The organism is Micromonospora sp. NPDC049645 (genome assembly GCF_040675155.1).
Taxonomy (GTDB): domain Bacteria; phylum Actinomycetota; class Actinomycetes; order Mycobacteriales; family Micromonosporaceae; genus Micromonospora.
Map to the genome: position 1 here is coordinate 91,626 of NZ_JBFAOI010000013.1, position 21,487 is coordinate 113,112.

Annotated in this window: 20 protein-coding genes and 1 riboswitch; of the genes, 6 read left to right on the forward strand and 14 right to left on the reverse strand. The window is 72.0% G+C overall.

The window, feature by feature from the left end; translation table 11 throughout:
- Positions 1–83 precede the first annotated feature (83 nt).
- The 3 genes from pgsA to AB0J33_RS25120 all read right to left on the reverse strand — a co-directional run bounded on the left by pgsA (position 84) and on the right by AB0J33_RS25120 (position 3,276).
- Positions 84–674, reverse strand: coding sequence for a CDP-diacylglycerol--glycerol-3-phosphate 3-phosphatidyltransferase (gene pgsA, locus AB0J33_RS25110; protein WP_363616500.1), 591 nt, complete (start codon positions 672–674; stop codon positions 84–86).
- A gap of 77 nt (positions 675–751) precedes the next feature.
- Entirely contained in the window at positions 752–2,260 is a 1,509-nt protein-coding gene (rimO, locus tag AB0J33_RS25115; RefSeq protein WP_363616502.1) for a 30S ribosomal protein S12 methylthiotransferase RimO, read from the reverse strand.
- Positions 2,261–2,352: 92 nt separating this feature from the next.
- Entirely contained in the window at positions 2,353–3,276 is a 924-nt protein-coding gene (locus AB0J33_RS25120; RefSeq protein WP_363616504.1) for an ornithine cyclodeaminase family protein, read from the reverse strand.
- Positions 3,277–3,368: 92 nt separating this feature from the next.
- Positions 3,369–3,441: riboswitch (guanidine-III (ykkC-III) riboswitch) on the forward strand.
- Between the two features lie 61 nt (positions 3,442–3,502).
- On the opposite strand from AB0J33_RS25120, the gene AB0J33_RS25125 reads away from it, so the two are divergent.
- Both AB0J33_RS25125 and AB0J33_RS25130 read left to right on the forward strand, forming a co-directional pair.
- A complete protein-coding gene (locus tag AB0J33_RS25125; RefSeq protein WP_363616506.1) occupies positions 3,503–3,817 on the forward strand; it encodes an SMR family transporter in 315 nt (104 codons plus the stop codon).
- Positions 3,818–3,898: 81 nt separating this feature from the next.
- On the forward strand, positions 3,899–4,144 hold the full coding sequence (locus tag AB0J33_RS25130) for a hypothetical protein (RefSeq protein ID WP_112586600.1): 246 nt from the start codon (positions 3,899–3,901) through the stop codon (positions 4,142–4,144).
- 90 nt (positions 4,145–4,234) lie between these two features.
- Here the strand turns inward: AB0J33_RS25130 and AB0J33_RS25135 are convergent, their stop codons facing one another.
- On the reverse strand, positions 4,235–6,697 hold the full coding sequence (locus tag AB0J33_RS25135) for a DNA translocase FtsK 4TM domain-containing protein (RefSeq protein ID WP_363616508.1): 2,463 nt from the start codon (positions 6,695–6,697) through the stop codon (positions 4,235–4,237).
- 113 nt (positions 6,698–6,810) lie between these two features.
- On the opposite strand from AB0J33_RS25135, the gene AB0J33_RS25140 reads away from it, so the two are divergent.
- The gene (locus AB0J33_RS25140; protein ID WP_363616510.1) at positions 6,811–7,290 is read left to right on the forward strand and encodes a YbjN domain-containing protein; all 480 of its coding nucleotides are present in this window, start codon (positions 6,811–6,813) and stop codon (positions 7,288–7,290) included.
- Positions 7,287–8,939, forward strand: a complete 1,653-nt coding sequence (locus AB0J33_RS25145) for a YbjN domain-containing protein (protein ID WP_363616512.1) — start codon at positions 7,287–7,289, stop codon at positions 8,937–8,939. The genes AB0J33_RS25140 and AB0J33_RS25145 overlap by 4 nt, the downstream gene beginning before the upstream one ends.
- Before the next feature lie 64 nt (positions 8,940–9,003).
- On the opposite strand, the gene AB0J33_RS25150 is transcribed toward AB0J33_RS25145, so the two are convergent.
- The 5 genes from AB0J33_RS25150 to AB0J33_RS25170 form a co-directional block, all read right to left on the reverse strand.
- Positions 9,004–10,692, reverse strand: coding sequence for a ribonuclease J (locus AB0J33_RS25150; protein ID WP_139584782.1), 1,689 nt, complete (start codon positions 10,690–10,692; stop codon positions 9,004–9,006).
- A 52-nt stretch (positions 10,693–10,744) separates the two neighbouring features.
- The gene (gene dapA / locus AB0J33_RS25155) at positions 10,745–11,671 is read right to left on the reverse strand and encodes a 4-hydroxy-tetrahydrodipicolinate synthase (RefSeq protein WP_363616514.1); all 927 of its coding nucleotides are present in this window, start codon (positions 11,669–11,671) and stop codon (positions 10,745–10,747) included.
- Positions 11,672–11,718: 47 nt separating this feature from the next.
- Complete coding sequence (gene thyX / locus AB0J33_RS25160; RefSeq protein ID WP_030336847.1) at positions 11,719–12,459, reverse strand: FAD-dependent thymidylate synthase; 741 nt, start codon at positions 12,457–12,459, stop codon at positions 11,719–11,721.
- Positions 12,460–12,823: 364 nt separating this feature from the next.
- On the reverse strand, positions 12,824–13,321 hold the full coding sequence (locus tag AB0J33_RS25165; RefSeq protein ID WP_363616619.1) for a DUF2752 domain-containing protein: 498 nt from the start codon (positions 13,319–13,321) through the stop codon (positions 12,824–12,826).
- Positions 13,322–13,415: 94 nt separating this feature from the next.
- Positions 13,416–14,645, reverse strand: coding sequence for a crosslink repair DNA glycosylase YcaQ family protein (locus tag AB0J33_RS25170; protein WP_363616516.1), 1,230 nt, complete (start codon positions 14,643–14,645; stop codon positions 13,416–13,418).
- Between the two features lie 79 nt (positions 14,646–14,724).
- Between AB0J33_RS25170 and AB0J33_RS25175 the strand changes: the two genes are divergently transcribed.
- Positions 14,725–15,276 (forward strand): GNAT family N-acetyltransferase, encoded by a 552-nt coding sequence (locus AB0J33_RS25175; RefSeq protein WP_363616518.1) that lies wholly within the window; start codon positions 14,725–14,727, stop codon positions 15,274–15,276.
- On the opposite strand, the gene AB0J33_RS25180 is transcribed toward AB0J33_RS25175, so the two are convergent.
- Complete coding sequence (locus AB0J33_RS25180) at positions 15,175–16,449, reverse strand: glycosyltransferase 87 family protein (RefSeq protein ID WP_363616520.1); 1,275 nt, start codon at positions 16,447–16,449, stop codon at positions 15,175–15,177. The two genes, AB0J33_RS25175 and AB0J33_RS25180, sit on opposite strands and share 102 nt — an antisense overlap.
- Positions 16,450–16,484: 35 nt before the next feature.
- On the opposite strand from AB0J33_RS25180, the gene AB0J33_RS25185 reads away from it, so the two are divergent.
- Entirely contained in the window at positions 16,485–17,066 is a 582-nt protein-coding gene (locus AB0J33_RS25185; protein WP_363616522.1) for a GNAT family N-acetyltransferase, read from the forward strand.
- A gap of 42 nt (positions 17,067–17,108) precedes the next feature.
- Here the strand turns inward: AB0J33_RS25185 and AB0J33_RS25190 are convergent, their stop codons facing one another.
- The 4 genes from AB0J33_RS25190 to AB0J33_RS25205 all read right to left on the reverse strand — a co-directional run bounded on the left by AB0J33_RS25190 (position 17,109) and on the right by AB0J33_RS25205 (position 21,456).
- On the reverse strand, positions 17,109–17,996 hold the full coding sequence (locus AB0J33_RS25190) for a carbohydrate ABC transporter permease (RefSeq protein WP_363616524.1): 888 nt from the start codon (positions 17,994–17,996) through the stop codon (positions 17,109–17,111).
- 1 nt (position 17,997) lies between these two features.
- Positions 17,998–19,119, reverse strand: a complete 1,122-nt coding sequence (locus tag AB0J33_RS25195) for a sugar ABC transporter permease (RefSeq protein WP_363616526.1) — start codon at positions 19,117–19,119, stop codon at positions 17,998–18,000.
- Positions 19,120–19,190: 71 nt separating this feature from the next.
- Positions 19,191–20,441, reverse strand: coding sequence for an extracellular solute-binding protein (locus tag AB0J33_RS25200; protein WP_363616528.1), 1,251 nt, complete (start codon positions 20,439–20,441; stop codon positions 19,191–19,193).
- A gap of 25 nt (positions 20,442–20,466) precedes the next feature.
- Positions 20,467–21,456, reverse strand: coding sequence for a LacI family DNA-binding transcriptional regulator (locus tag AB0J33_RS25205; protein ID WP_363616530.1), 990 nt, complete (start codon positions 21,454–21,456; stop codon positions 20,467–20,469).
- Positions 21,457–21,487: the final 31 nt, after the last annotated feature.

Consider the following 21,487-nt stretch of genomic DNA (forward strand, 5'->3'; position numbering starts at 1 on the left):
GTTAGCGGCACGACACGCCGTCCCGGGTGGCAACAAATTTCATGATCAACAGGGCGGGCGACGGCCTGGCCGGCCGGAGACGGTCAGGCGGGGCGGCGGAGGCGGAGGGCCTGGGCTATGTAGTCGAAGCCGGTGGCGACCGTGACCAGAACGGCGGCGGCCATGATCCACGGGCCGACGGCGGCGAGGGAGTCCGGCATCGGCCAGAGGTACCAGGCGATGGCCAGGATCTGGAGCGCGGTCTTGACCTTGCCGCCCCGGCTGGCGGCGATCACGCCGTGCCGGATCACCCAGAACCGCAGCCCGGTGATGCCCAGCTCACGGACGAGGATCAGCGCGGTCACCCACCAGGGCAGTTGGCCGTACCAGGAGAGCAGCACCAGCGCGGCGCCGGTGAGCGCCTTGTCGGCGATCGGGTCGGCCACCTTGCCGACCGAGGTGACCAGCCCGAACCGGCGGGCGATCCAGCCGTCCACCAGGTCGGTCGCCGAGGCCACCGCGAAGATCAGGCAGGCCGCCATCCGCCAACCGGCGTGGGTCATCCCCGACATGATCACCGAGGCGGCGAAGACCGGCACCAGCACCAGCCGCAGGGCGGTCAGCGCGTTGGCCGCGTTGACGACCGGCACCACGGCCACCACCCGGCTCGGCGTCGACTCCGTCGCCCCGGTCACCGCCGCACTCCGCTCGGGCTGCCGTGACGTTCCCGGCACCGCACCACCTGGCTCCCCCGCTCCGCTCGGGCCCGCCGTCACCGTGCCGCGCCGGGCGCCGCCGAGATCATCTCATCCGGCACGGCGAGCAGGTCCACTCCTTCGGTGCCGGTCACCGTCGCGCGTACCAGGTCACCCGGGCGCAGCGCGGCCAGGTCGACCCCGCCCTCGGCCGGGGCGACCAGGGTGGTGGAGCCATCCACCTCCGGCGCCTGGTGCGCCGCCCGACCCTCCACCACGCCGTCCGCGGTCGAGTCGACGAGCACCTCGACCGTCGAGCCGAGCCGGTCCTCGGCCCGCTGCGAGCAGAGCTCGTCGGCGAGGGCGCTGAGCCGGTCGTAACGTCGCTTGATCGTCGCGGCGGAGACCTTGCCGGGCAGGCCGGCGGCCTCGGTGCCGTCCTCGTCGCTGTAGTCGAACATGCCGATCGCGTCGAGCCGGGCCTCGGTCAGGAACCGCACCAACTCGTCGACGTCTGCGCGGGTCTCACCCGGGAAACCGACGATGAAGTTGCTCCGGGCGCCCGCCTCCGGGGCCAGGGCACGGGCACTCGCCAGCAACTCCAGGAATCGGTCGGTGGAGCCGAAACGCCGCATCCGGCGCAGCACCGGCTCGCTGGAGTGTTGGAACGACAGGTCGAAGTACGGTGCCACGCCCGGGGTGGCGGCGATCGCCTCGACCAGCCCGGGGCGGGTCTCGGCCGGCTGGAGGTAGCTGACCCGCACGCGGACGATGCCGGTCACCGCGGCGAGCTGCGGCAGCAACTTCTCCAGCGCGCGCGGGTCACCCAGGTCCTTGCCGTACGAGGTGGAGTTCTCACTGACCAGCACCAGCTCGCGTACGCCGGTCTTGGCCAGCCACTCCGCCTCGGCGAGCAGCTCGTCCGGCGTACGCGAGACGAACGCCCCACGGAAGGCCGGAATGGCACAGAACGCGCAGCGACGGTCGCAGCCGCTGGCCAGCTTCAGCGAGGCCACCGGGCCGGTGTCCAGCCGTCGACGCAGCACCTGGCGCAGGTGGGCCGGAGTGTGCTCGTCGGTGTCGACGGTGCCGCGGGTCACGGTGCCGTGACCCGGCAGCGACACCCCGCTGTCGCGCCGCTGCACCGGAGTCAGCGGCAGCAGCTCACGCCGGTCGCGCGGGGTGTGCGCGGTGACCTGCTCACCGGCGACGACCGCGTTCAGTCGGGCGGCGATGTCCGGGTAGTCGTCGAAGCTCAGCACCGCCTGCGCCTCGGGCAGGCTGTCGGCCAGCTCCCGCCCGTAGCGCTCGGCCATGCAGCCCGCGGCGACCACCTTGGCGCCCGTTCCGGCGGCGGCGAGCAGGGTCTGGATCGAGTCCTGCTTGGCCTTTTCCACGAAACCGCAGGTGTTGACGACCACCACGTCGGCGCCCTCGCCGTCGGTGGTCACCTGCCAGCCGTCGGCGTGCAGGCGGGCGGCCAGCTCCTCCGAGTCGACCTCGTTGCGGGCACAGCCCAGGGTCAGCAGGGCGACGCGACGACCCTCGACGTGGTCAGCGGGAGAAGGAGAGGTGGCAGACACCATCCGAGGGTACCGGGCCGGCCTGGGAAGCCCACGCACGCGGGCTGCGGAGACGCTCGACACCACGTTTCGGTCGGCTCCGTCCCGCCCGCCGGTCAACGTGCCCCGGCGCCCACCCGGGTGAGCGCGTCGAGCAGGAAGACCTCGGTGCCGGCCAGGCCGGTGGAGCAGAAGACGGTGACCTGCTCCGCGCTGGTCCGGCCGGACTCCGCGCCGGCCAGGATGGCCCCCAGGTCCCGCAACCGCCCGGCGTACGGGGGTGTGGCCGCGAGCATCGGCGGTTGGTAGTCCGCCGCCTGGGCCGGTGAGTCGGTGACCAGCAGATCGGCGGCGTCCAGCAGATCGGTGCCGAACTCGCTGCGGTCGCGCTGCTTGAAGCCGACCGCGTTGACGTGTGTGCCGGGGCTGAGGTCGGCGGCGCGGAGCACCGGGGTGGCGCTGGTGGTGGCGAGCACCACCACGTCCCGCCCGGCGACGGCCGAGGCCGGGTCGGCGACCGCGCGGGCCGGCACGCCCAGTTCGCCACGGACCCGGGCGGCGAAGGCGTCCCGGCGAGCGGCGGAGCGGCTGTGCACCACCACCTCACGCAACGGACGGACCGCGGCGGCGGCCCAGACCTGGGTCCACGCCTGTCGGCCGGAGCCGACCACCCCGAGGGTGGCGGCGTCGGGACGGGACAGCGCGTCGACCGCGAGGCCCCCCAACCCTCCGGTACGTCGGGAGCCCAACTCCTCGCCGACCGCGACTGCTCGGATCGCCCCGGTCCGGGCGTCGTGCAGCACCACCAACTGCTCGCCCTGCGGGTGGCCGAAGGTGTCGTACGAGCGGAAGCCGTACCACTCGCCGACCAGGTGCCCGGCGGTGAGCACCAGCCGCCCGCCGTCCAGCGGCGCGGCGGCCCGCGGCGGCGCGACGAGTCGTCCCTCGTACGCGGCCAGCAGTGCGGCGCGCATGGCGTCGACCGTGGTGGCGGCGTCCAGCGCGGCGGCGACCTCGGGGTCGGCGTAGAGCAGGGTCATGATGCCGATACTGCAAGTTGAAGTCACGTAGAAGTCAACGGGCCGTGGCGCTGGTCACCGCCGCGCCGCCCGGACCGGTGCTAGCGTCGGCACCGGTGGCCCCGAATGCTCGTGGCCGCTCCGGACGAGTGGTGGGCGTACCCGGTCAGGCCAAGACGCCCCGCGTGACGTGCAGACTCGACTCGTCCCGGCGCGGCAGCCCCGGGCGCTCGCGGTGAGGTGAACGATGGCCTGGCTCGTACTGGTGATCTCAGGACTGCTGGAGGCGGCCTGGGCGATCGCCCTGGACCGCAGCGCCGGCTTCAGCCGGCCGGTCCCGTCCGTGGTGTTCGTGGTGGCTCTGCTGCTGAGCATGGGCGGGCTGTCGTACGCGCTCCGGGACATCCCCGTCGGCACCGGCTACGCGGTCTGGGTCGGCATCGGCGCGGTCGGCACCGCACTCGTCGGGATGCTGGCGCTCGGCGAGTCGGCGAGCCTGCCCCGGATCCTCTGCCTGCTGCTGGTCGTCGCGGGCGTGATCGGGTTGAAGATCTTCCACTGAGTGCCAGGTCGGCAGGCGTGACCGGCGCCCAGAATGGGTAGTGATCGATTCGTCACGACAGGCTCTCACCCGGAGGAAGACATGGCCGACATGCCGAGCACCGCCCGTCCCCGCAGCAACGCCGCCCGCATCCTCACCATCGTGGGCTTCGTCTTCGCGGTCCTGGCCCTGCTGCTCAACCCGATCATCTTCGGCGTGCTCGGCGTCATCGCGGGCGTCGTCGGCGCGGTGCTCGGTGACAAGCCACTGGGCTGGTACGCGGCCGTGGCGAGCGTCGTCGCCGCGATCATCAGCCTGGTGATCATCGGCGCATTGATCAACAACTGACCGCTCCGCCACGGCACGGGCCCGCCGGAATCCGGCGGGCCCGGCGTGCGTCCGGGGTCGACCGCCCACGCGGCCCGGGTCGGCTCCCGGTCAGTCCACGTCACCGCGCAGGCCGACCAGCACCTCGTCCAGCTCGTCCGGCTTGACCAGCACGTCGCGCGCCTTCGACCCCTCGGACGGCCCGACCACCCCCCGGGTCTCCATCAGGTCCATCAGGCGACCCGCCTTGGCGAAGCCGACCCGCAGCTTGCGCTGGAGCATCGAGGTCGAGCCGAACTGCGAGGTGACCACCAGCTCGACCGCCTGCACCAGCAGGTCCAGGTCGTCGCCGATGTCCTCGTCGATCTTCTTCTTGCTCTCCTGCGCCGGGGCCAGCACGTCTTTGCGGAACTCCGGTTCGCGCTGGTCCTTGCAGAACTTCACCACGTCGGCGATCTCGCGCTCGGTGACCCAGGCGCCCTGGATGCGGACCGGCTTGGAGGCGCCCATCGGCAGGAAGAGCCCGTCGCCACGGCCGAGCAGCTTCTCCGCGCCCGGCTGGTCGAGGATGACCCGGGAATCCGCCAGGGACGAGGTGGCGAACGCCAACCGGGACGGCACGTTCGCCTTGATCAGACCGGTCACCACGTCGACCGAGGGGCGCTGAGTGGCCAGCACCAGGTGGATGCCGGCGGCTCGGGCCAGCTGGGTGATCCGGACGACCGAATCCTCCACGTCACGCGGCGCGACCATCATCAGGTCGGCCAGCTCGTCCACGATCACCAGCAGGTACGGGTACGGGCGCATCTCGCGTTCGCTGCCCGGCGGGGCCTTGATCTCGCCGTTGCGGACCTTGCGGTTGAAGTCGTCGATGTGCCGGACCCCGTTGGCGGCGAGGTCGTCGTAACGCATGTCCATCTCGCGGACCACCCAGTCCAGCGAGTCGGCCGCCTTCTTGGCGTTGGTCACGATCGGGGTGACCAGGTGCGGGATGCCCTCGTAGCCGGTCATCTCGACCCGCTTCGGGTCGATCAGCAGCAGCCGCACCTCGTCCGGGGTGGCCCGGGTGAGAATGGACACCAGCAGGGTGTTGAGACAGCTCGACTTGCCCGCGCCGGTGGCGCCGGCGATGAGGATGTGCGGCATCTTGGCGAGGTTGGCCACCACGTAGCCACCCTCGATGTCCTTGCCGAGCGCCACCACCATCGGGTGGTGGTCGCTGGTCGCCGCCCGCGAGCGCAGCACGTCGCCGAGGGCGACATTCTCCGGGTCGGTGTTCGGGATCTCCACGCCGACGGCGCTCTTGCCCGGGATCGGGCTGAGGATCCGCACGTCCGGCGACTTCACCGCGTACGCGATGTTGCGGGACAGCTGCGTGATCCGCTCGACCTTGACGCCGTGCCCCAACTCCACCTCGTAGCGGGTGACGGTCGGGCCACGGGTGAAGCCGGTGACCGCGGCGTCCACATCGAACTGGTCGAACACGCCGGTCAGCGCCGCGATCACCTCGTCGTTGGCCTTGCTGCGGGTCTTCGCGGCGGCCCCGGCGCTGAGCATGTTGGCCGGCGGCAGGGTGTAGTCCCCGGCGAGCCCGGTCAACGCGAGCTGCTCGGCCCGGGTCGGGGCGGGCGAGTGCTCCGGCGGATCGACCGGCGGCCTGCGGCTCGCCGGCACCTTCGCCGGTGACTTGCGCGGCAGCACCATGGTCTCCTGGAGGTCCGCGCCCTCCAGGTCCTCGAAGTCGTCCGGGTCGAGCGGCGGCGGCATCCGCTTCGCCGGTCGCTTGCGCGCCGGCTTGGCGGCCGGCTCGTCCGCGTCCTCCTCGGCGGTCTCCGGCGCACCGACCAGCCCACCGGCGAGCAGACCCAACCGTTCGGGAATCTTGTTGATCGGCGTCGCGGTCACCACGAGCAGACCGAAGAGCAGCAGCAGCACGAGCAGCGGCACCGCCACCCAGGCGGTCACCGCGCGCTCCAACAGCCCGCCGACGCCCGCGCCGACCAGCCCGCCGGCGAAGTCCCGTTCCAGCGGGTCGACCGGATCCTGACCGATCTGGAGCAGCGCGGCGGTCGACACCAGCAGCGAACCCCAACCGATCAACCCGCGGCCCCGGTGCTCCGGATCGGCCGGCTGACGCATCAGCCGCCACGCCCCGATCATCAACAGCACCGGTACGACCACCGAGATCGCGCCCAGGAACAGCCGGATCGTGTCGGCCAGTCGCGCGCCCACCGGGCCCGCCCCGGACAGCCAGAGCGCCACGGCGGTGAGCAGGGCGAGCCCGAACATGAGCAGACCCGCGCCGTCGCGACGGTGCTCCGGGTCGAGGTCGCGGGCCGAGGCGGCCTGCCGGCCGGCGGCGCGCACCGCCCAGCCCATCCCGTGCGCCAGACCCATCCACAGTGCACCGACCGCGCGGCCGACGTAGACGGCCGGGCCGGGGCGCGGCGGGGTGGTACGACGTCGGACCGGCGCCCGGGTGGCCTTCTTCGCCGGTTGACGGGCACGACTGTTGGTGCCACCGCGCGGCGACGCGCCGCGCCGCCGACTCGCCTGAGAGGTACGGCCCGCCATAGAGTCACGGTAACGGTGGGGCCGGGCAGATCCCCGCTTTTCCGGGTCGTGTCCGCGCGTCGCAACACGAACCCCACCGCCGGTCGTGATATCCGCCTCAGAAGGGATGCCCCATGGCGTCGCCGGAAATCGAGGGCGATCCGGACGATCCGCTGGCCGGGCACCCTGGTGCGCTGCGTCCGCTGACCGGTGAACTGGTCGCCGCGGTGCTCGCTGCCCGCGGCCGGCCCGTCGGTCTGACCCGCGACGGCGAGCTGGTGGGCCACTTCGACGACACCATGATCTGGTTCCTCCGCGTCGGCGGGGACGGGGAGCTGCTCCAGATCCGCACCATGGTCGATCCCACCTTCGGCATCGAACGAGTGCCCGACCTGTACGCGTTCTGCAACTCCTGGAACCATGACCGGCTCTGGCCCAAGGCGTTCGTGCACGTCGACGACGACGGCCGGGCCCGGGTGTACGGAGAGGTGATCACCGACCTGGAACGCGGGGTCACCCCCCACCAGCTCGACCAACTGCTCGACTGCGGCATCACCACCGGCTGCCAGCTGGCCGTGGCGGTCCGTCGGCTGCCCGGCGCGGTGCCGTCATGACCGGCCGCGACGAGTTCACCGGCAGCCGCACCGGCACGCCACCCACCGGCGGCGGGCTGGCCCGGGGCCGGGTACCGGCGCTGGAGGCGGCGCTCGCCGACGCCCGGGACCTCCCCGACGGTCCGGCCCGGCAGGTGGCGCTGGAACGGCTCGCCGAACGCGCCGACGCGGCCGGCGACGTCCGGTCCGGGATGGACGCCCGGTTCGCGCTGATCGAGGCGTACCTGCTGCACGGGGAACGGTGGCGGCTGGTGGAGCCGGTCCGGCGCTGCCGGGCCGCCGCCGACCACCGGCCCGACCTGCTCACCGACACCGAGGCCGGGCTGCTGCTGCGCTACCAGCGGTACGCGGTGGAGGCGCTGCTCGGCACCCCCCGGGTCGGGCTGGACCAGACCCGGTCCCTGCTGCACGACCTGGCCCACCGGGTCGGCGCGGACGGTCCGGACACCCCGACCGTGGCGGAGCTGCACTGCCGGATCGCCGATCACCTGGGCGACGAGCCCACCGCCCGGCACTGGTACGAGCGCTGGTCCGGAAAACGGCCCGGCCCGGCCGGCGGCTGCCCGGGCTGCGCCTCGGCCCGCCGCGCCGAGCTGCTGACCGGCTGGGGCGAGTGGACAGCCGCGCTCACCGAACTCAGCAACTCCGACGCGGACCCGTCCACCTGCACCGACCAGCCCGAGCGGAACCTGGTCGCCGGTCTGCTGCCGGCGCTGCGTACCGGCCAACCGGAGCGGGCGGCGGCGGCACACGTGCGGGCGTACCGCCGGCACCGGCGTGAACGCGCGGCGTTCCCGCACCTCGCCGCGCACCTGCGGTTCTGCGCCCTGGGCGGGCACCTGGAGCGCGGGCTGGCCATCCTGGCCGAGCAGCTGCCCCGGTTGGACCGGCCCACCGACGACCTCGCCGTCATGGAGTTCGCCGCGGCCGGGGCGCTGGTCTGCGGGCTCGCCGCGGAGGCCGGGCTGGGCGGGCGGACGATGCCCCGCCCGGCGTACGGCGAGCGGACAGCCAGCGAACTGGACGTCACCGCGCTCGGGGCGCTGCTGTTCGGGATGGCCAGCGAGTTGGCCGGCAGTTTCGACGCCCGCAACGGCACCGGGCACCATTCCGGACGGATGGCCGCCTGGCTTGCCGAACGCCCGCTCGCGGCACCGGTCGCGCTGCCCGGTGACGACGAGACCGACGGGCCCGACGAGACCGACACACACCGGCCCGACGATGAGGTCGGAATGGGTGAGCGCGAGTTGTCCGCCCTCACCCTCGGCATGATCACCGCGGTGTTGGACGGGCGCGGCGACCAGTACCTGGTGGACGAGGGTGAGACGGTCATCGGCCACTGGGACGGCGCGGTGATCCAGTTCCGGCGGGCCGGTGAGCGCGGTGAGGTGCTGCACGCCCGCGCCATGGCCGACCGCCGGCTGCCGGCGACCCGCCGCGCCGAGGCGTACGCCTTCTGCAACGCGTGGAACCACGACCGACTGCTGCCCAAGGCGTACGCGCACGACCTCGGCGACGAGTTGGTGCTGGCCGGCGACGTCGCCACCGACCTGGCGCACGGGGTCGCCCCGGCGCAGTTGCGGGTCCTCATGGACGCCGCCATCGCCACCGGCGTCGCGTACGCCGAGGCCGTCGCCGCGCTGCCCTGACACCCCGGCGCGGCGACGCCGGCCCACCCCGGGAAGGGGGCGGACCGGCGTCAGCGAAAGTTGCTCAGACCTCGACCACGGTGGGCACGATCATCGGCCGACGACGGTACGCGTCGTTGACCCACCGCCCCACGGTCCGCCGGACGATCTGCTGGAGCTGGTGCGGGTCGGTGATGCCGTCCGCCGCGGCCCGGTTGAGCGCCTCGGTGACCAGCGGGATGACCGGGTTGAACGCCTCCGGGTCCTCGGAGAAGCCCTTCGCGGAGAGCGTCGGCCCGGCGACCACCTTGCCGGTGACCGAGTCGACGACCACGGTGGTGGCGATGAAACCACCGTCGCCGAGGATGCGCCGTTCGGTGAGCAGCGACTCGCTGACGTCACCGACGGCGAGGCCGTCCACGTAGACGTACCGGCTCTTCACGTGCCCGACCAGGCTGGCGCGGCCCTCGACCAGGTCGACCACGTCGCCGTCCTCGCAGATCACCACCCGGTCGGCGGCGACCCCGGACTCGATACCGAGCCGGGCGTGGGCGCGCAGGTGACGCCACTCGCCGTGTACGGGCATCAGGTTGCTGGGCCGGACCACGTTGAGCAGGTAGAGCAGTTCCCCGGCGGGGGCGTGCCCGGAGACGTGCACCTTCGCCACGTCCTTGTGCACGACCACCGCGCCGGCCCGGGCCAGCCGGTTGATCACCCGGTAGACCGAGGTTTCGTTGCCGGGCACCAGGGAGGAGGCCAGCACGACGGTGTCGCCGGGGGCGATGGTGATGTGCCGGTGGTCGCCGCTGGCCATCCGGCCCAGCGCGCTCATCGGCTCACCCTGTGAACCGGTGGACATCAGCACGATCTGCTCCGGCGGCAGCGTGGTCGCCTCCTCGATCCCGATGACCAGGCCGGCCGGGATGTTGAGCAGGCCGAGGTCCCGGGCGATGCCCATGTTGCGCACCATGGACCGGCCGATCAGCGCGACCTTGCGGCCGTGCTCGGCGGCGGAGTCGAAGACCTGCTGCACGCGGTGCACGTGCGAGGCGAACGAGGCCACGATGATCCGGCCCTTGGCCTTCGCGAAGATCGAGTCGAGCACCGGCCCGATCTCCCGCTCCGGCGTGACGAAGCCGGGGATCTCCGCGTTGGTGGAGTCGGACAGCAACAGGTCGACGCCTTCGGCGCCGAGCCGTGCGAAGCCGGCCAGGTCGGTGATCCGGCCGTCCAGCGGGAGCTGGTCCATCTTGAAGTCGCCGGTGTGCAGGACCAGGCCGGCGGGGGTGCGGATGGCCACCGCGAGGGCGTCGGGGATCGAGTGGTTGACCGCGAAGAACTCACACTCGAACGGGCCGAGCCGCTCGCGGCCACCCTCCCGCACGGTCAGCGTGTACGGCTGGATGCGCCGCTCGGCCAACTTGGCCTCGACCAGGGCGAGGGTGAACTGTGAGCCGACCAGCGGGATGTCGGGCTTGTGAGCGAGCAGGTAGGGCACCGCGCCGATGTGGTCCTCGTGGCCGTGGGTCAGCACGATCGCCTGGACGTCGGCCAGTCGGTCCAGGATCGGACCGAAGTCGGGCAGGATCAGGTCCACACCCGGCTGCTCGACGTCGGGGAACAGGACCCCGCAGTCGACGATCAGCAGCTTGCCGTCGTACTCGAAGACGGTCATGTTCCGACCGATGGCGCCGAGCCCGCCGAGCGGGATGATCCGCAAACCACCTTCCGGCAGCGGCGGGGGTAGTTCCGCCTCGATGTGCGCCTCGGTCACGCGTCCACCTCATTCTGCGACGCCGTCACTCGGCGTCCATCGTGTCGTTCGATCATTCGGGCAGCTCCAGGCCCGCTGCCGCGAAGTCCGCGCGCAGCTGGGCGATCTCGTCGTCGGTGGCGTCCACCAGCGGGGGTCGCACCGGGCCGGCCGGCAGGCCCAGCGACGCCAGGCCGGCCTTCACCAGGATGGCGCCCTGGGTGCGGAAGATGCCGGTGAAAAGCGGCAGCAGCCGCCGGTGCAGGGCAAGCGCGGCCGGCATGTCCCCCGCGTCGTACGCCTCGATCATTTGTGCGGTCAGCGCCCCGATGAAGTGCGTCGAGGTGCCGACCACGCCCACGGATCCGACGGCCAGCGCCGGCAGGGTGAGGGCGTCCTCGCCGCTGTAGAAGGCGAGGGTGGTCCGGCTGGTGACCCAGCTGGCGGCGGCCAGGTCGCCCTTGGCGTCCTTGACCGCGACGATCCGGCCGTGCTCGGCGAGCCGGACCAGCGTCTCGGTGTCGATCGGCACGCCGGAGCGGTGCGGGATGTCGTAGAGCATCACCGGCAGGCCGGTGGCGTCGGCCACCGCGGTGAAGTGTCGCAGCAACCCGCTCTGCGGCGGCTTGTTGTAGTACGGGGTGACCACCAGCAGGCCGTGCGCGCCCGCCTTCTCGGCGGCGGCGGCGAGCTCGATGGTGTGCCGGGTGTCGTTGGTGCCGACACCGGCGATCACCTTGGCGCGGTCACCGACGGCCTCCGCCACGGCCCGGATCAGGTGTTCCTTCTCCGCGTCGGTGGTGGTCGGCGACTCGCCGGTGGTGCCGTTGACCACCAGCGCGTCGTTGCCCTGCTCGTCGACCAGGTGGCTCGCCAGCCGGGCGGCACCGTCGAGGTCGAGGGAGCCGTCGGGGGTGAACGGGGTCACCATGGCTGTGATCAGCCGGCCGAAGGGGCGGGACGCCGGTCGGGCCGCGGCGTCGAGGTGGTCGTGCGTCATACCCTCCAACCTAGCGGACGACCAGCCGAGGCCCGCCGGGGAAGGGCTCAGGACGCCTCGTGCGGGCTGGCCGCCACTTCGGTGCCGTCCGGCAGCGTCGAGATCACGAAGTCGGCGAACACGTTCGGGGCGACCCCCTGGAGCTGGCGCAGGCACTCCACGGCCAGCTCACGGATCTCCACGTCGGCGTGCTCGGTGGCCCGCATCGCCACGAAGTGCCGCCAGGCCCGGTAGTTGCCGCTGACCACGATCCGGGTCTCGGTGGCGTTGGGCAGCACCGCCCGAGCCGCCTGCCGGGCCTGCTTGCGGCGCAGCGTCGGGTTCGGCTCGTCGGAGAAGCGCTGCTCGAGGCCCTCCAACAACTCGGTGTACGCCCGGACGCTCGCCTCGGCGGCCTCCACGAACTTCTTGTGCAGCTCCGGGTCGTCGGCGATGACGGCCGGCTCGACCATGGCCGCGTCCCGCTCGGGGACGTAGCGCTGGGACAGCTGGGAGTACGAGAAGTGCCGGTGCCGGATCAGCTCGTGCGTGAAGGAGCGGGACACCCCGGTGAAGTAGAAGGTGACCGACCCGTGCTCCAGCACACTCAGGTGGCCCACCTCGAGAATGTGCGCCAGGTAGCCGGCGTTCGTGGCGGTCGCCGGGTTCGGCTTCTTCCACGACTGGTAGCAGGCCCGGCCGGCGAACTCGGCGAGCGCCTGGCCACCCTCGGCGTCGGTCGACCACGGCACGTCGTCCGGGGCCGCGAATTGGGTCCACGCGATCAACTTGACCTGGGGCTGCACCATGTCCGGCATTCCTGGGACTGTAGTAGCCGGCGGTCCCGCACCCAACTCGGGCTCGCGGTGCAGAAACCGCCCAGCTACCGCAAAATCACCTAACCCCTCCGCACCACCGGGGCTCCAGGTGTCCAAGGTCTCGACAGGCTCGCCGACGCGCTGCCGGTCCTTGTTCATCTTCTCGGCTGCCTGTAGGGCTGCCCCAGATCTGGGGCAGGCGCTGCGGGCCTCCCGCACCTAGACCCCGCCCCCGCGTCGCCCCACATCTGGGGCAGCTCGACAGGGGCACAGCAAGGTCCCACTCCCCTCAACGAGAGACGCGCGCCGGCCCCTCCACCACCGGAACGGCAGCCACCAGTGGCCCTCCCGACGGTCAGACGTAGAGCGAGGTGAACGGCGCCCAGGGCAGGTTGCGCAGGACCGAGAAGGCCAGCCACGCGGCCAGGAAGCCACCGATGACCTTCGAGCTGATCCGCAGCTCGGGCAGTCGCCAACCGAACGCCTGACTTCCCGCCCAGGCCACGAAGAGGTACGCGAGGAACGGCAGCGCGAAGACGAACAGGAAGTGGTGCCGGGCGGCGGCCGGCAGATCGCCGTGCAGCACGTACCAGAGGGCGCGGGTGCCACCACAGCCTGGGCAGTCCAGCCCGGTGGTCAACTTGAGCAGACAGGTGGGCGCGGCATCCGGGTCGGCGTGGGTCGGGTTGCTCAGCAGCGCATAACTCATGCCGACGGCGACGCAACCGACCGCGGCCAGCGGCACCGCCCAGCGCGGGGAGCGCTCGTAGAGTCGCAGCACGAACCGGGTGAGCCGGTCCGGCTCCGGCGCCGCGTAACCGCCCGGCGGGGTCGCCGGCCAACCCTGCGGCACCGCGCCGCCGGAACCCGCGTCGGCCGACGCCGTGTGGACCGCCCCCGGGGCGGGCTGCGGCTGGTCGACCGGTCCAGGAGCGCTCGTCACGCGCTCACGGTACACCGGACACGCCGGCCAACGCGGCGGTGAGCGGACCGGCCAGGTCGCCGCCCGCAGGCGGTGCCACCGCGTCCAGGCCGAGCCATCCGGCGAGCCGGTACAGCTCGGCGGCGAGCGCCACCGCGGTCTCCCCCGGGGCCGCGCCCGGTTCGAGCCAGGCGGCCGGGACCAGCAGCACCCCGGCCTTGCGATCGGCCTTCAAGTCGACCCGCGCGGTGAACCGGTCGCCCTGCAGGAACGGCAGCACGTAGTAGCCGTAGACCCGCTGCGGCGCCGGGACGTAGATCTCGATCCGGTAGTTGAAGTCGAACAGACGCTCGGTGCGGGCACGTTCCCAGATCAGCGGATCGAACGGGCTGACCAGGGTGTTGCCCCGCACCCAGCGGGGCAGTCGGGCGGACGCGTGCAGCCACGCCGGCTGACGCCAGCCGGCCACGGTGACCGGCACCAGCTCACCGGCCTCGGCCAGCTCGGCGACGGCCTGCCGGGCACCGGCCAGCGGCAGCCGGAAGTAGTCGCGCAGCTCCGGCTCGGCGGCCACCCCGAGCGAACGTGCGGCGAGGCCCACCAGCGTGCGGTACGCCTCGGCGTCGGTCGGGGTGGGCGCGGCCAGCACCGCTGCGGGCAGCACCCGCTCGGGCAGGTCGTAGCGGCGGGCGAACGAGGTGGTGCGCTCCGCGGCGGTCACCTCCCCGGCCCAGAAGAGGAACTCCAACGCCCGCTTGACCGCCGACCAGTTCCACCCCCAGTTGCCGGTCTCTCGGGGCGCGTCGTGCTCGATCTCGGCGGCGGTCAGCGGCCCTCGGGCGGCCACCTCGTCGCGGACCCAGGCGACCAGCTCCGGCTGCTCCTGGGCGATGCGTCGCATGCCGCCCCAGGACTCGCTGTGCGCGCGGGCCATCCGCCAGCGCAGCAGCGGGTGCAGCTCGACCGGCACCAGCGACGCCTCGTGGCCCCAGTATTCGAAGAGCTCACGCGGGCGCCGGTAGGCGGCCTGGTCGAGCAGCGTGGTCGGGTAGGGCCCGAGCCGGCTGTAGAGCGGCAGGTAGTGCGCGCGTTGCAGGACGTTGACCGAATCCATCTGGATCAACCCGACCCGGCTGAGCACCCGACGCAGGTGCCGGCGGGTGGGCACCCCGGCCGGCGCCGGGTCGGCGAAGCCCTGGGCGGCGAGCGCCACCCGGCGGGCCTGGGCGAGCGAGAGTGATTCCGGTGCGGTCATCGTCGGCGACCCTAATTCATCGGTACGACGTCGGTGCGGGAAGCTGGACGTGACGACCAACGGGGCATAGAACGGTGCAATGCTGACCATCCGTCGGGAGGAGCCGGACGACGCCGAGGCGGTCGCCCGGGTGCACGTGCACGGCTGGCAGGCGGGCTACGCGGGCTTCATGCCGGACGAGGTGCTGGGGCGGCTCAACGTGGTGGCCTGGGCGCAGCGCCGTCGCGACGTCGGCACCGCCGATCCGGAGCACCCGTTCACCACCCTGTTGGGCGAGGCGCAGGGGTCGGTCGTGGGTTTCACCACCTTCGGGCCGTACCGCCGCAACCAGGACCGCGACGACCTGGACCCGACGGTCGGCGAGCTGCTGGCGCTCTACGTGGAGCCGGCGTGCTGGGGTGACGGGACCGCCGCCGCGCTGCTGGACGCCGCCCGCGCCGGTCTCACCGAGCGGGGTTGGACCGGGTACCGGGCGTGGGTGCTGGCGCAGAACCGGCGGGCCCGCCGCTTCTGCGAGCGGGCCGGCCTGTCACCGGACGGTGAACGGTCGACCTACCAGGTGCCGCTGGCCGGCGGGAGCCCTCCGGTCGGGCTCGTCGAGCTGCGGTACGCCGGACGCCTCGACGGTTGACCCGTCCGGGCCCAGCCACCGGCGGATCGGCAGGAAGGCCAGCAGCGCCAAACTGATCCACACGTAGGCGTTGCTGCCCAGGAAACCGTCGACCCCGGTGAAGTCCTTCTCCCAGAACCAGACGGTCCGGCTGATCAGCAGCGCGTACCCGATGGTCGCGGCGACCAGCAGCACCCGCCGTCGGCGGCCGGCCGGGGCGGCCATCGCGTTGTCGACCAGCAGGATCAGCGCGGGCAGCAGCCAGACCAGGTGGTGCACCCAGGTGACCGGGCTGACCAGGCACATCACCGCGCCGGTCAGCGCCAGGCCGGTCGCCTCGTCGCCGGCCGCGACGGCGGCTCGCGACCGCCAGGCCCACAGCGCCAGGGTGCCGAGCACCAGCAGCAGCCAGAGCACCGTGTTCGGGTGTTCCGGGTCGAGCCGGGCGACCACCCCACGCAGCGACTGGTTGGAGACGAAGGCCAACTCGCCCACCCGCCCGGTGTTCCACAGCGCCTCGGTCCAGAACTCCCGGGACGCGTCCGGGAAGAGCGCGCCGGCCAGCAGCGACACTCCGGCGGCCGTGCCACTGGCGGTGAGCGCCGCCCGCCACCGCCCGGTCACCAACAGGTAGACGATGAAGACGCCCGGGGTCAGTTTGATCGCCGTGGCGAGGCCGATGCCGACGCCGGTCCACCGGCTGCGAGCCGGCAGCAGCCGCAGCAGATCCACCGCCACCAGGAACAGCAGCAGCGTGTTGACCTGGCCGAAGTTGACCGTCTCCCGCATCGGCTCGAACGCGGCGGCCAGGCAGAGCGCCACGGCGAGGGCGAACCACCGGGTCCAACCGGCGCGGCGGGCGATCGGGTCGACCAACCACCAGATCAGCACAGTGGTGGTGGCCACGCTGGCGAGCACGCTCACCACGATCGCGGCCGACCACGGCAGGTACGCCATCGGCAGCATGACCAGCGCCGCGAACGGCGGGTAGGTGAAGCCGTACTGGGTGCCCGGCTTGAGGTAGTCGTAGATCTCCCCGCCGTCGTGCACCCAGAAGGTCAACGCGCCGTAGTAGACCTTCAGGTCGAAGAAGCCGTGCCGGACGGCGGCGACGGCGAGGAACCCGGCGACCGCCGCGGCGAGCACCACCACCCCGACGACCTGCGCGGTCGTCCTGTTGGCACCCTGCGCCACCGTCGTCTCCCCCGCCCTGCGTAGGCTTCCGTCCCATGGCTCTCGGGTACGTCCGCCCGGCGCGTCCCGAGGACGCCGGCGAGATCGCACGCATCCAGCTCGCGACCTGGCGGGTCGCGTACCGCCGGATCCTGCCTCGGCATGTGCTCGACAACCTGGACGAGGCGTTCCTCGCCCGGCGGTGGAGCGCCGCCGTGCTGGAGCCGCCCTCCGGCGCGCACCGGGTGCTGGTCGCCGTCGAACAGGCCGAGCAATCGTATCTGGTGGGGTTCGCCGCCTCCGGCCCGGCCGACGGCGAGGCGTTGGCCCCGGGCGAGCCGGCGGACGCGCTCGGCCCGGATGTGGCCGCGGTGACCGACCTGCTGGTCGAGCCGCGCTGGGGCCGGCGGGGGCACGGCAGTCGGCTGCTCGCCGCCGCCGTCGACCTGTGGCGCGAGGACGGGATGAGTCGGGCGGTGGCCTGGGCGTTCGACGGTGACGAGGCGACCCGCAAGTTCCTCACCAGCACCGGGTGGGAGCCCGACGGGGCGGCCCGCGCGCTGGACGTCGACGACATGCTGGTGCCGCAGGTGCGCCTGCACGTGGCCGTTCCGACGGAGAAGGTGCCGACCGAGTGAACCGGTGTGGCGGCCCCGCGTGGGGCCGCCACACCGGACGGGTCAGCCCTTGTCCGAGCCGTCGTTGGCGTCGCGGACGAAGTACCGCTGGAACACCACGAAGATGATCGCCACCGGGATGGTGGCCAGCAGCGCGGCGCCGAGCTTGAGCGGGTACTGGGTGCCCTTGCCGAGCGAGCCGCTGACCAGGTCGGCCAACCCGCGCGGCAGGGTGAACAGGTCCGGGTCCTGCACCGACACCAGGCTGTGCGGGAATTCGTTCCAGGAGCCCTGGAACGACAGGATGGTGAGGGTGATCAGCGCCGGTTTCGCCATCGGCAGCACGACCGACCAGAAGGTACGGAAGATGCTGGCCCCGTCGATCCGGGCGGCCTCCTCGACGCTGATCGGGATCGACTCGAAGAACTGCTTCATGATGAACACGCCCGCCGCGTCGGCCAGCAGCGGCACCACCAGACCGGCGTAGCTGTTGTAGAGGCCGAGTTGGTTGAGCACCAGGAACTTCGGGATCAGCAGCACCACCCCGGGCACCGCCATCACCGCGATGACGGCGGCGAACAACCCGCCGCGACCCCGGAACCGCAGCCGGGCCAACGCGTACCCGGCGAGCGAGTCGAAGAACACCCGGCCGACGGTGACCAGCACCGTCACCAGCAGCGAATTGCCCAACCAGAGCGGAAAGTTGGTGCCGGCGAAGATCCGCTCGAAGCCGGCCAGCGTGAGCGGGTCCGGGAACGGCGACAGCGGGTTGGCCGCCGCGTCCGGCTCGGTCTTGAGCGCGTTGCCGATCTGGATGACGAACGGGTAGAGGAACACCAGCCCGAAGAACACCAGCGTGGCGTACCCCAGGAAGCGGGTGGCCAGGGTGCGGGCCGCGCGCTCGTCGCGCCGCGCGGGCGCCGCCGCCGGGCGGTCGGTGAGCACGGCCATCTCAGGACCTCTCCGGTACGCGTCGACGCCACCAGCCGCGCCGCGGCCGGTCGGTGTCCCGTTCGGCCAGCGCCCGGCGCTGGATCAGCGTGAGCACGATGATGATCAGGAACAGCACGAAGGAGATCGCCGCGCCGGAGCCGTAGTCGAAGTCCCGGAAGGCGGTCCGGTACGACAGGTAGGCCGGGGTGAGCGTGGTCTTGGCCGGGTCGCCCTGGCTCATCACGTACACCTGGTCGAAGACCTGCCAGGAGCCGATCAGACCGAGGGTCAGCACCAGGAACGTGGTGGGCCGCAGCATCGGCAGGGTGACGTGGCGCAGGCGCTGCCACCGGGACGCGCCGTCGAGCATGCTCGCCTCGTCCAGTGTGACCGGCACGTTCTGCAGCCCGGCCAGGAACATCAGCATGAAGGTGCCGGAGGTGGTCCAGATGACCAGCGTGATGATCGAGATCATCGCCACGCTGGGGCCGGCCAACCAGTCCCACCAGGTCAGTCCGAACGGGCCGCCGCCGGTCAGTGCCGCCGGCGGCGAGTCGACGCCGACCACGCCGAACAGCAGGTGCAGCACGCCCCGGGAGTCGGCGAACCACTCCGGCCCGTCGATCCCCACGAAGCCGAGCAACGCGTTCACCGCGCCCGAGTTGGCGAAGAGGAACAGGAAGACCACGCTGATCGCGACGGAGCTGGTGACCGAGGGGAAGTAGAAGGCGCTGCGGAAGAAGCTCTTGCCCTTGAGCATCCGGTTGTTGACGATCAGCGCCAGCCCGAGCGCGAGCACGGTCTGGGTCGGTACCACGATCGCCACGTAGTAGATGTTGTTGCGGACGCTGGTCATGAAGTCGCGGCGGGCCAGCCCGTCCTCGGTGAACAACTGGGTGTAGTTGTGTGCGCCGACGATCGGAACGTCGCCGGTGAACGGGCTGCCCTGGCCGTTCCAGTCGGTCAGGCTGACCCAGAACGCCATCAGGATCGGCAGCAGCAGGAACAGCCCCAGAATGACGATCACCGGCGCGACGAAGAGCCAGCCGGCGAGGTTCTCGTTGCTCCGGATGCCGCCCTTGCGTCGACCCGGGCCCGCCCCGGTCGCGGTCGCCACGGCGGTCAGTGTCTCGGTTGCCATCTTCCCTCCCCTCCTCTCTCGGGCCGACATGCGGCGGGGCCCCGGCCGTTCGCCGGGGCCCCGCCGGCACCTCAGCTTCCGCCGAGCGCCGCCTTGGCGTTCTTGTCGAAGTTCTGCAGCACGGTCTGCGGATCACCGTTCGCCAGCCCCTGTAGACCGGTGTCGAGGTCCTTGAGGACGCTGTCCATCTTCGGGGCGTTCACCGGGCCCTGGGCGTACGCGACACCGTCGATGAACACCTTGTCCGCCGGGAAGGCGGCCGTGTACTGGTCGCGGGCGGACTGGCGGGACGGCATGACGCCGAACGCCTTGGCGAAGGTCATCTGCTGCTCGCCGCTGGTCATCGCCTCGACGAACTTGATCGCCTGCTCCTTGTACCTGCTCTTCGCGGCGATGCCCCAGCACTGGGTGAAGGAGAGCGTGCCCTGCCCCTTGGCACCGGCCGGCAGCGCCACCACCTTGTACTTCACGTTCGGGAAGTCGTTCTGCAGGGCGCCCTTGATCCAGTTGCCCTCGATGGTCATCACGGCCTTGCCCTTGCCGAACGCCTCACCAGACCAGCCGGCGTCGAGCTGCTTCGGGTACTTGGCCAGGCCGGTGCTCAGCATGGTCTTGACGTACTGGAGGGCGGCCAGGTTCTCCGGGGTGTCGGCCGTGGGCTGCTTGCCGTCCTTGCTCATCAGCCAACCGCCGTTCTGCACCAGGAAAGCGCCGATCCGGTCCCGGGTGTCGCCGAGGGCCAGCGGGACCTGCCCCTTGGCCTTGATCTTCTGGGCGACCGCGGTGAGCTGCTCCCAGGTGGTCGGGATGTCGGCGTCGGTCTGCCCGGCCTTGGTCCACAGGTCGGTGTTGATCTGAAGGGCCAGGGTGGAGAAGTCCTTGGGCGCGCAGTAGAGCTTGCCGTCGTACGTGAACGTGGTGCGCAGGCTCTCGTAGAAGTCGCCCGAGTTACTGACCTTGTCGCCGTACGGCTCGAGGGCCCCGACGCTCGCGTAGTTGGCGAACTGGGCCGCGTCCACGTAGAAGACGTCCGGCGGGGTGCCGCCGGCGAGGGCCTGACCGAGTTGCTGGGTGAGGTCCTGGGCCGGCGTGACGGTCGCGGTGTTGCCGGAGCTGCCGGCCCACTTCGCCGCGGCGTCCTGCACGGCCTTGGTCTCGGCCTCACCGGACGAGCCGATCATGATCTGGAGGCTGGCCGGACCGCTGGACTGGGCGGCGTCGCCGGACGAGTCGTCGAAGCCGCTGCCGCAGGCGGCGGAGCCAAGAAGGGCGACGGCGGCGAGGCCGGCCACCGCCGCTCGGGTGATGGTTCGAGGTGCCATTGGTTTCTCCTGGTGGGGGGTGTGACTACGCGGTGTGCCGCAGGGCCAGCGAGGGCTGGAGCAGCACGGGAGTGGGCGTCTCGTGGTTGCCGTCGAGGACCCCGGTGAGCAGGTCCACGCAGCGGGCGGCGGCCTCGCCGAGCGGTTGGCTGACGCTGCTCAGCCCGACCGCGGCGGCCACCGGCGTGTCGTCGAAGCCGATCACCGACACGGGCGGGTCGACGCCGCGGATCGCCTGGAGGGCGCCGAGGGCCAGGGAGTCGCTCGCGCAGACCACGGCGCTCGGCGCCACGGCCACGAGCAGGTCCCGCATCAGGCGTTCACCCTCGCCGATGCCGTCCTCGGTCTCCCGGTGCAACCCGCTCGGATCGACGTCGGCCGCGAGCAGCGCGTCGCGCCAGCCGGCACGCCGGTCGTCGCCGACGCCGGAGCCGACCGGCCAGCCGATGAACGCGACCCGTCGGTGGCCGGCCTCCAGCAGGTGTCGGGTGGCCTGGGCGGTGCCGGCGGCGCCGTCCACGTCCACCCAGGGGTGCGCGTCGAGCGCGTCCCAGGGGCGGCCGAAGGTCACGAACGGCACGTCCCGGTCGGCGAGCCATTCGGTACGCGGGTCGCCGTACTTGGTGCCGACCAGCACGAACGCGTCCAGCTCGTAGGTGCCGAGCAGGTCACCGTAGGTGGCGATCTCCCGCTCGTCGTCGGTGGCGGTATAGAGCAGCACCCGGTAGCCGGCGGCGTCGGCGGTCTCGGTGAGGCCGTGCAGGAAGCGGTCGAGCACGGAGCCGTTGATGCCGTCGCGGGTCGGTTCGATCCGGGCGGCGATGAGGCGGGACCGGCCGGTGCGCATCTGCCGGGCGGCCTGGTTGGCCCGGTAGCCGAGCGCCTTGATGGCGTCCTCGACCCGCTCGCGGGTCTCCTGCCGCACGATGTGCGGGGCGTTGAGCACGTTGGACACCGTCTGCCGGCTCACTCGGGCGTGCCGGGCCACCGTCGCGATGGTCACCTTTTCGGCCACTTAATCCCTCTCGCCATCTTGAACGATCCAA

What these genes read in the sequence shown, in the direction of transcription:
- AB0J33_RS25140 (WP_363616510.1), top strand. Translation starts at nt 6,811, where the DNA reads ATGGCGTCGCCGGAAATCGAGGGCGATCCGGACGATCCGCTGGCCGGG.
- AB0J33_RS25185 (WP_363616522.1), top strand. Translation starts at nt 16,485, where the DNA reads ATGGCTCTCGGGTACGTCCGCCCGGCGCGTCCCGAGGACGCCGGCGAG.
- AB0J33_RS25130 (WP_112586600.1), top strand. Translation starts at nt 3,899, where the DNA reads ATGGCCGACATGCCGAGCACCGCCCGTCCCCGCAGCAACGCCGCCCGC.
- AB0J33_RS25125 (WP_363616506.1), top strand. Translation starts at nt 3,503, where the DNA reads ATGGCCTGGCTCGTACTGGTGATCTCAGGACTGCTGGAGGCGGCCTGG.
- AB0J33_RS25120 (WP_363616504.1), bottom strand. Translation starts at nt 3,276, where the DNA reads ATGACCCTGCTCTACGCCGACCCCGAGGTCGCCGCCGCGCTGGACGCC.
- AB0J33_RS25135 (WP_363616508.1), bottom strand. Translation starts at nt 6,697, where the DNA reads ATGGCGGGCCGTACCTCTCAGGCGAGTCGGCGGCGCGGCGCGTCGCCG.
- rimO (WP_363616502.1), bottom strand. Translation starts at nt 2,260, where the DNA reads ATGGTGTCTGCCACCTCTCCTTCTCCCGCTGACCACGTCGAGGGTCGT.
- dapA (WP_363616514.1), bottom strand. Translation starts at nt 11,671, where the DNA reads ATGACGCACGACCACCTCGACGCCGCGGCCCGACCGGCGTCCCGCCCC.
- AB0J33_RS25195 (WP_363616526.1), bottom strand. Translation starts at nt 19,119, where the DNA reads ATGGCAACCGAGACACTGACCGCCGTGGCGACCGCGACCGGGGCGGGC.
- AB0J33_RS25175 (WP_363616518.1), top strand. Translation starts at nt 14,725, where the DNA reads ATGCTGACCATCCGTCGGGAGGAGCCGGACGACGCCGAGGCGGTCGCC.
- AB0J33_RS25200 (WP_363616528.1), bottom strand. Translation starts at nt 20,441, where the DNA reads ATGGCACCTCGAACCATCACCCGAGCGGCGGTGGCCGGCCTCGCCGCC.
- AB0J33_RS25145 (WP_363616512.1), top strand. Translation starts at nt 7,287, where the DNA reads ATGACCGGCCGCGACGAGTTCACCGGCAGCCGCACCGGCACGCCACCC.
- thyX (WP_030336847.1), bottom strand. Translation starts at nt 12,459, where the DNA reads ATGGTGCAGCCCCAGGTCAAGTTGATCGCGTGGACCCAATTCGCGGCC.
- AB0J33_RS25190 (WP_363616524.1), bottom strand. Translation starts at nt 17,996, where the DNA reads ATGGCCGTGCTCACCGACCGCCCGGCGGCGGCGCCCGCGCGGCGCGAC.
- AB0J33_RS25170 (WP_363616516.1), bottom strand. Translation starts at nt 14,645, where the DNA reads ATGACCGCACCGGAATCACTCTCGCTCGCCCAGGCCCGCCGGGTGGCG.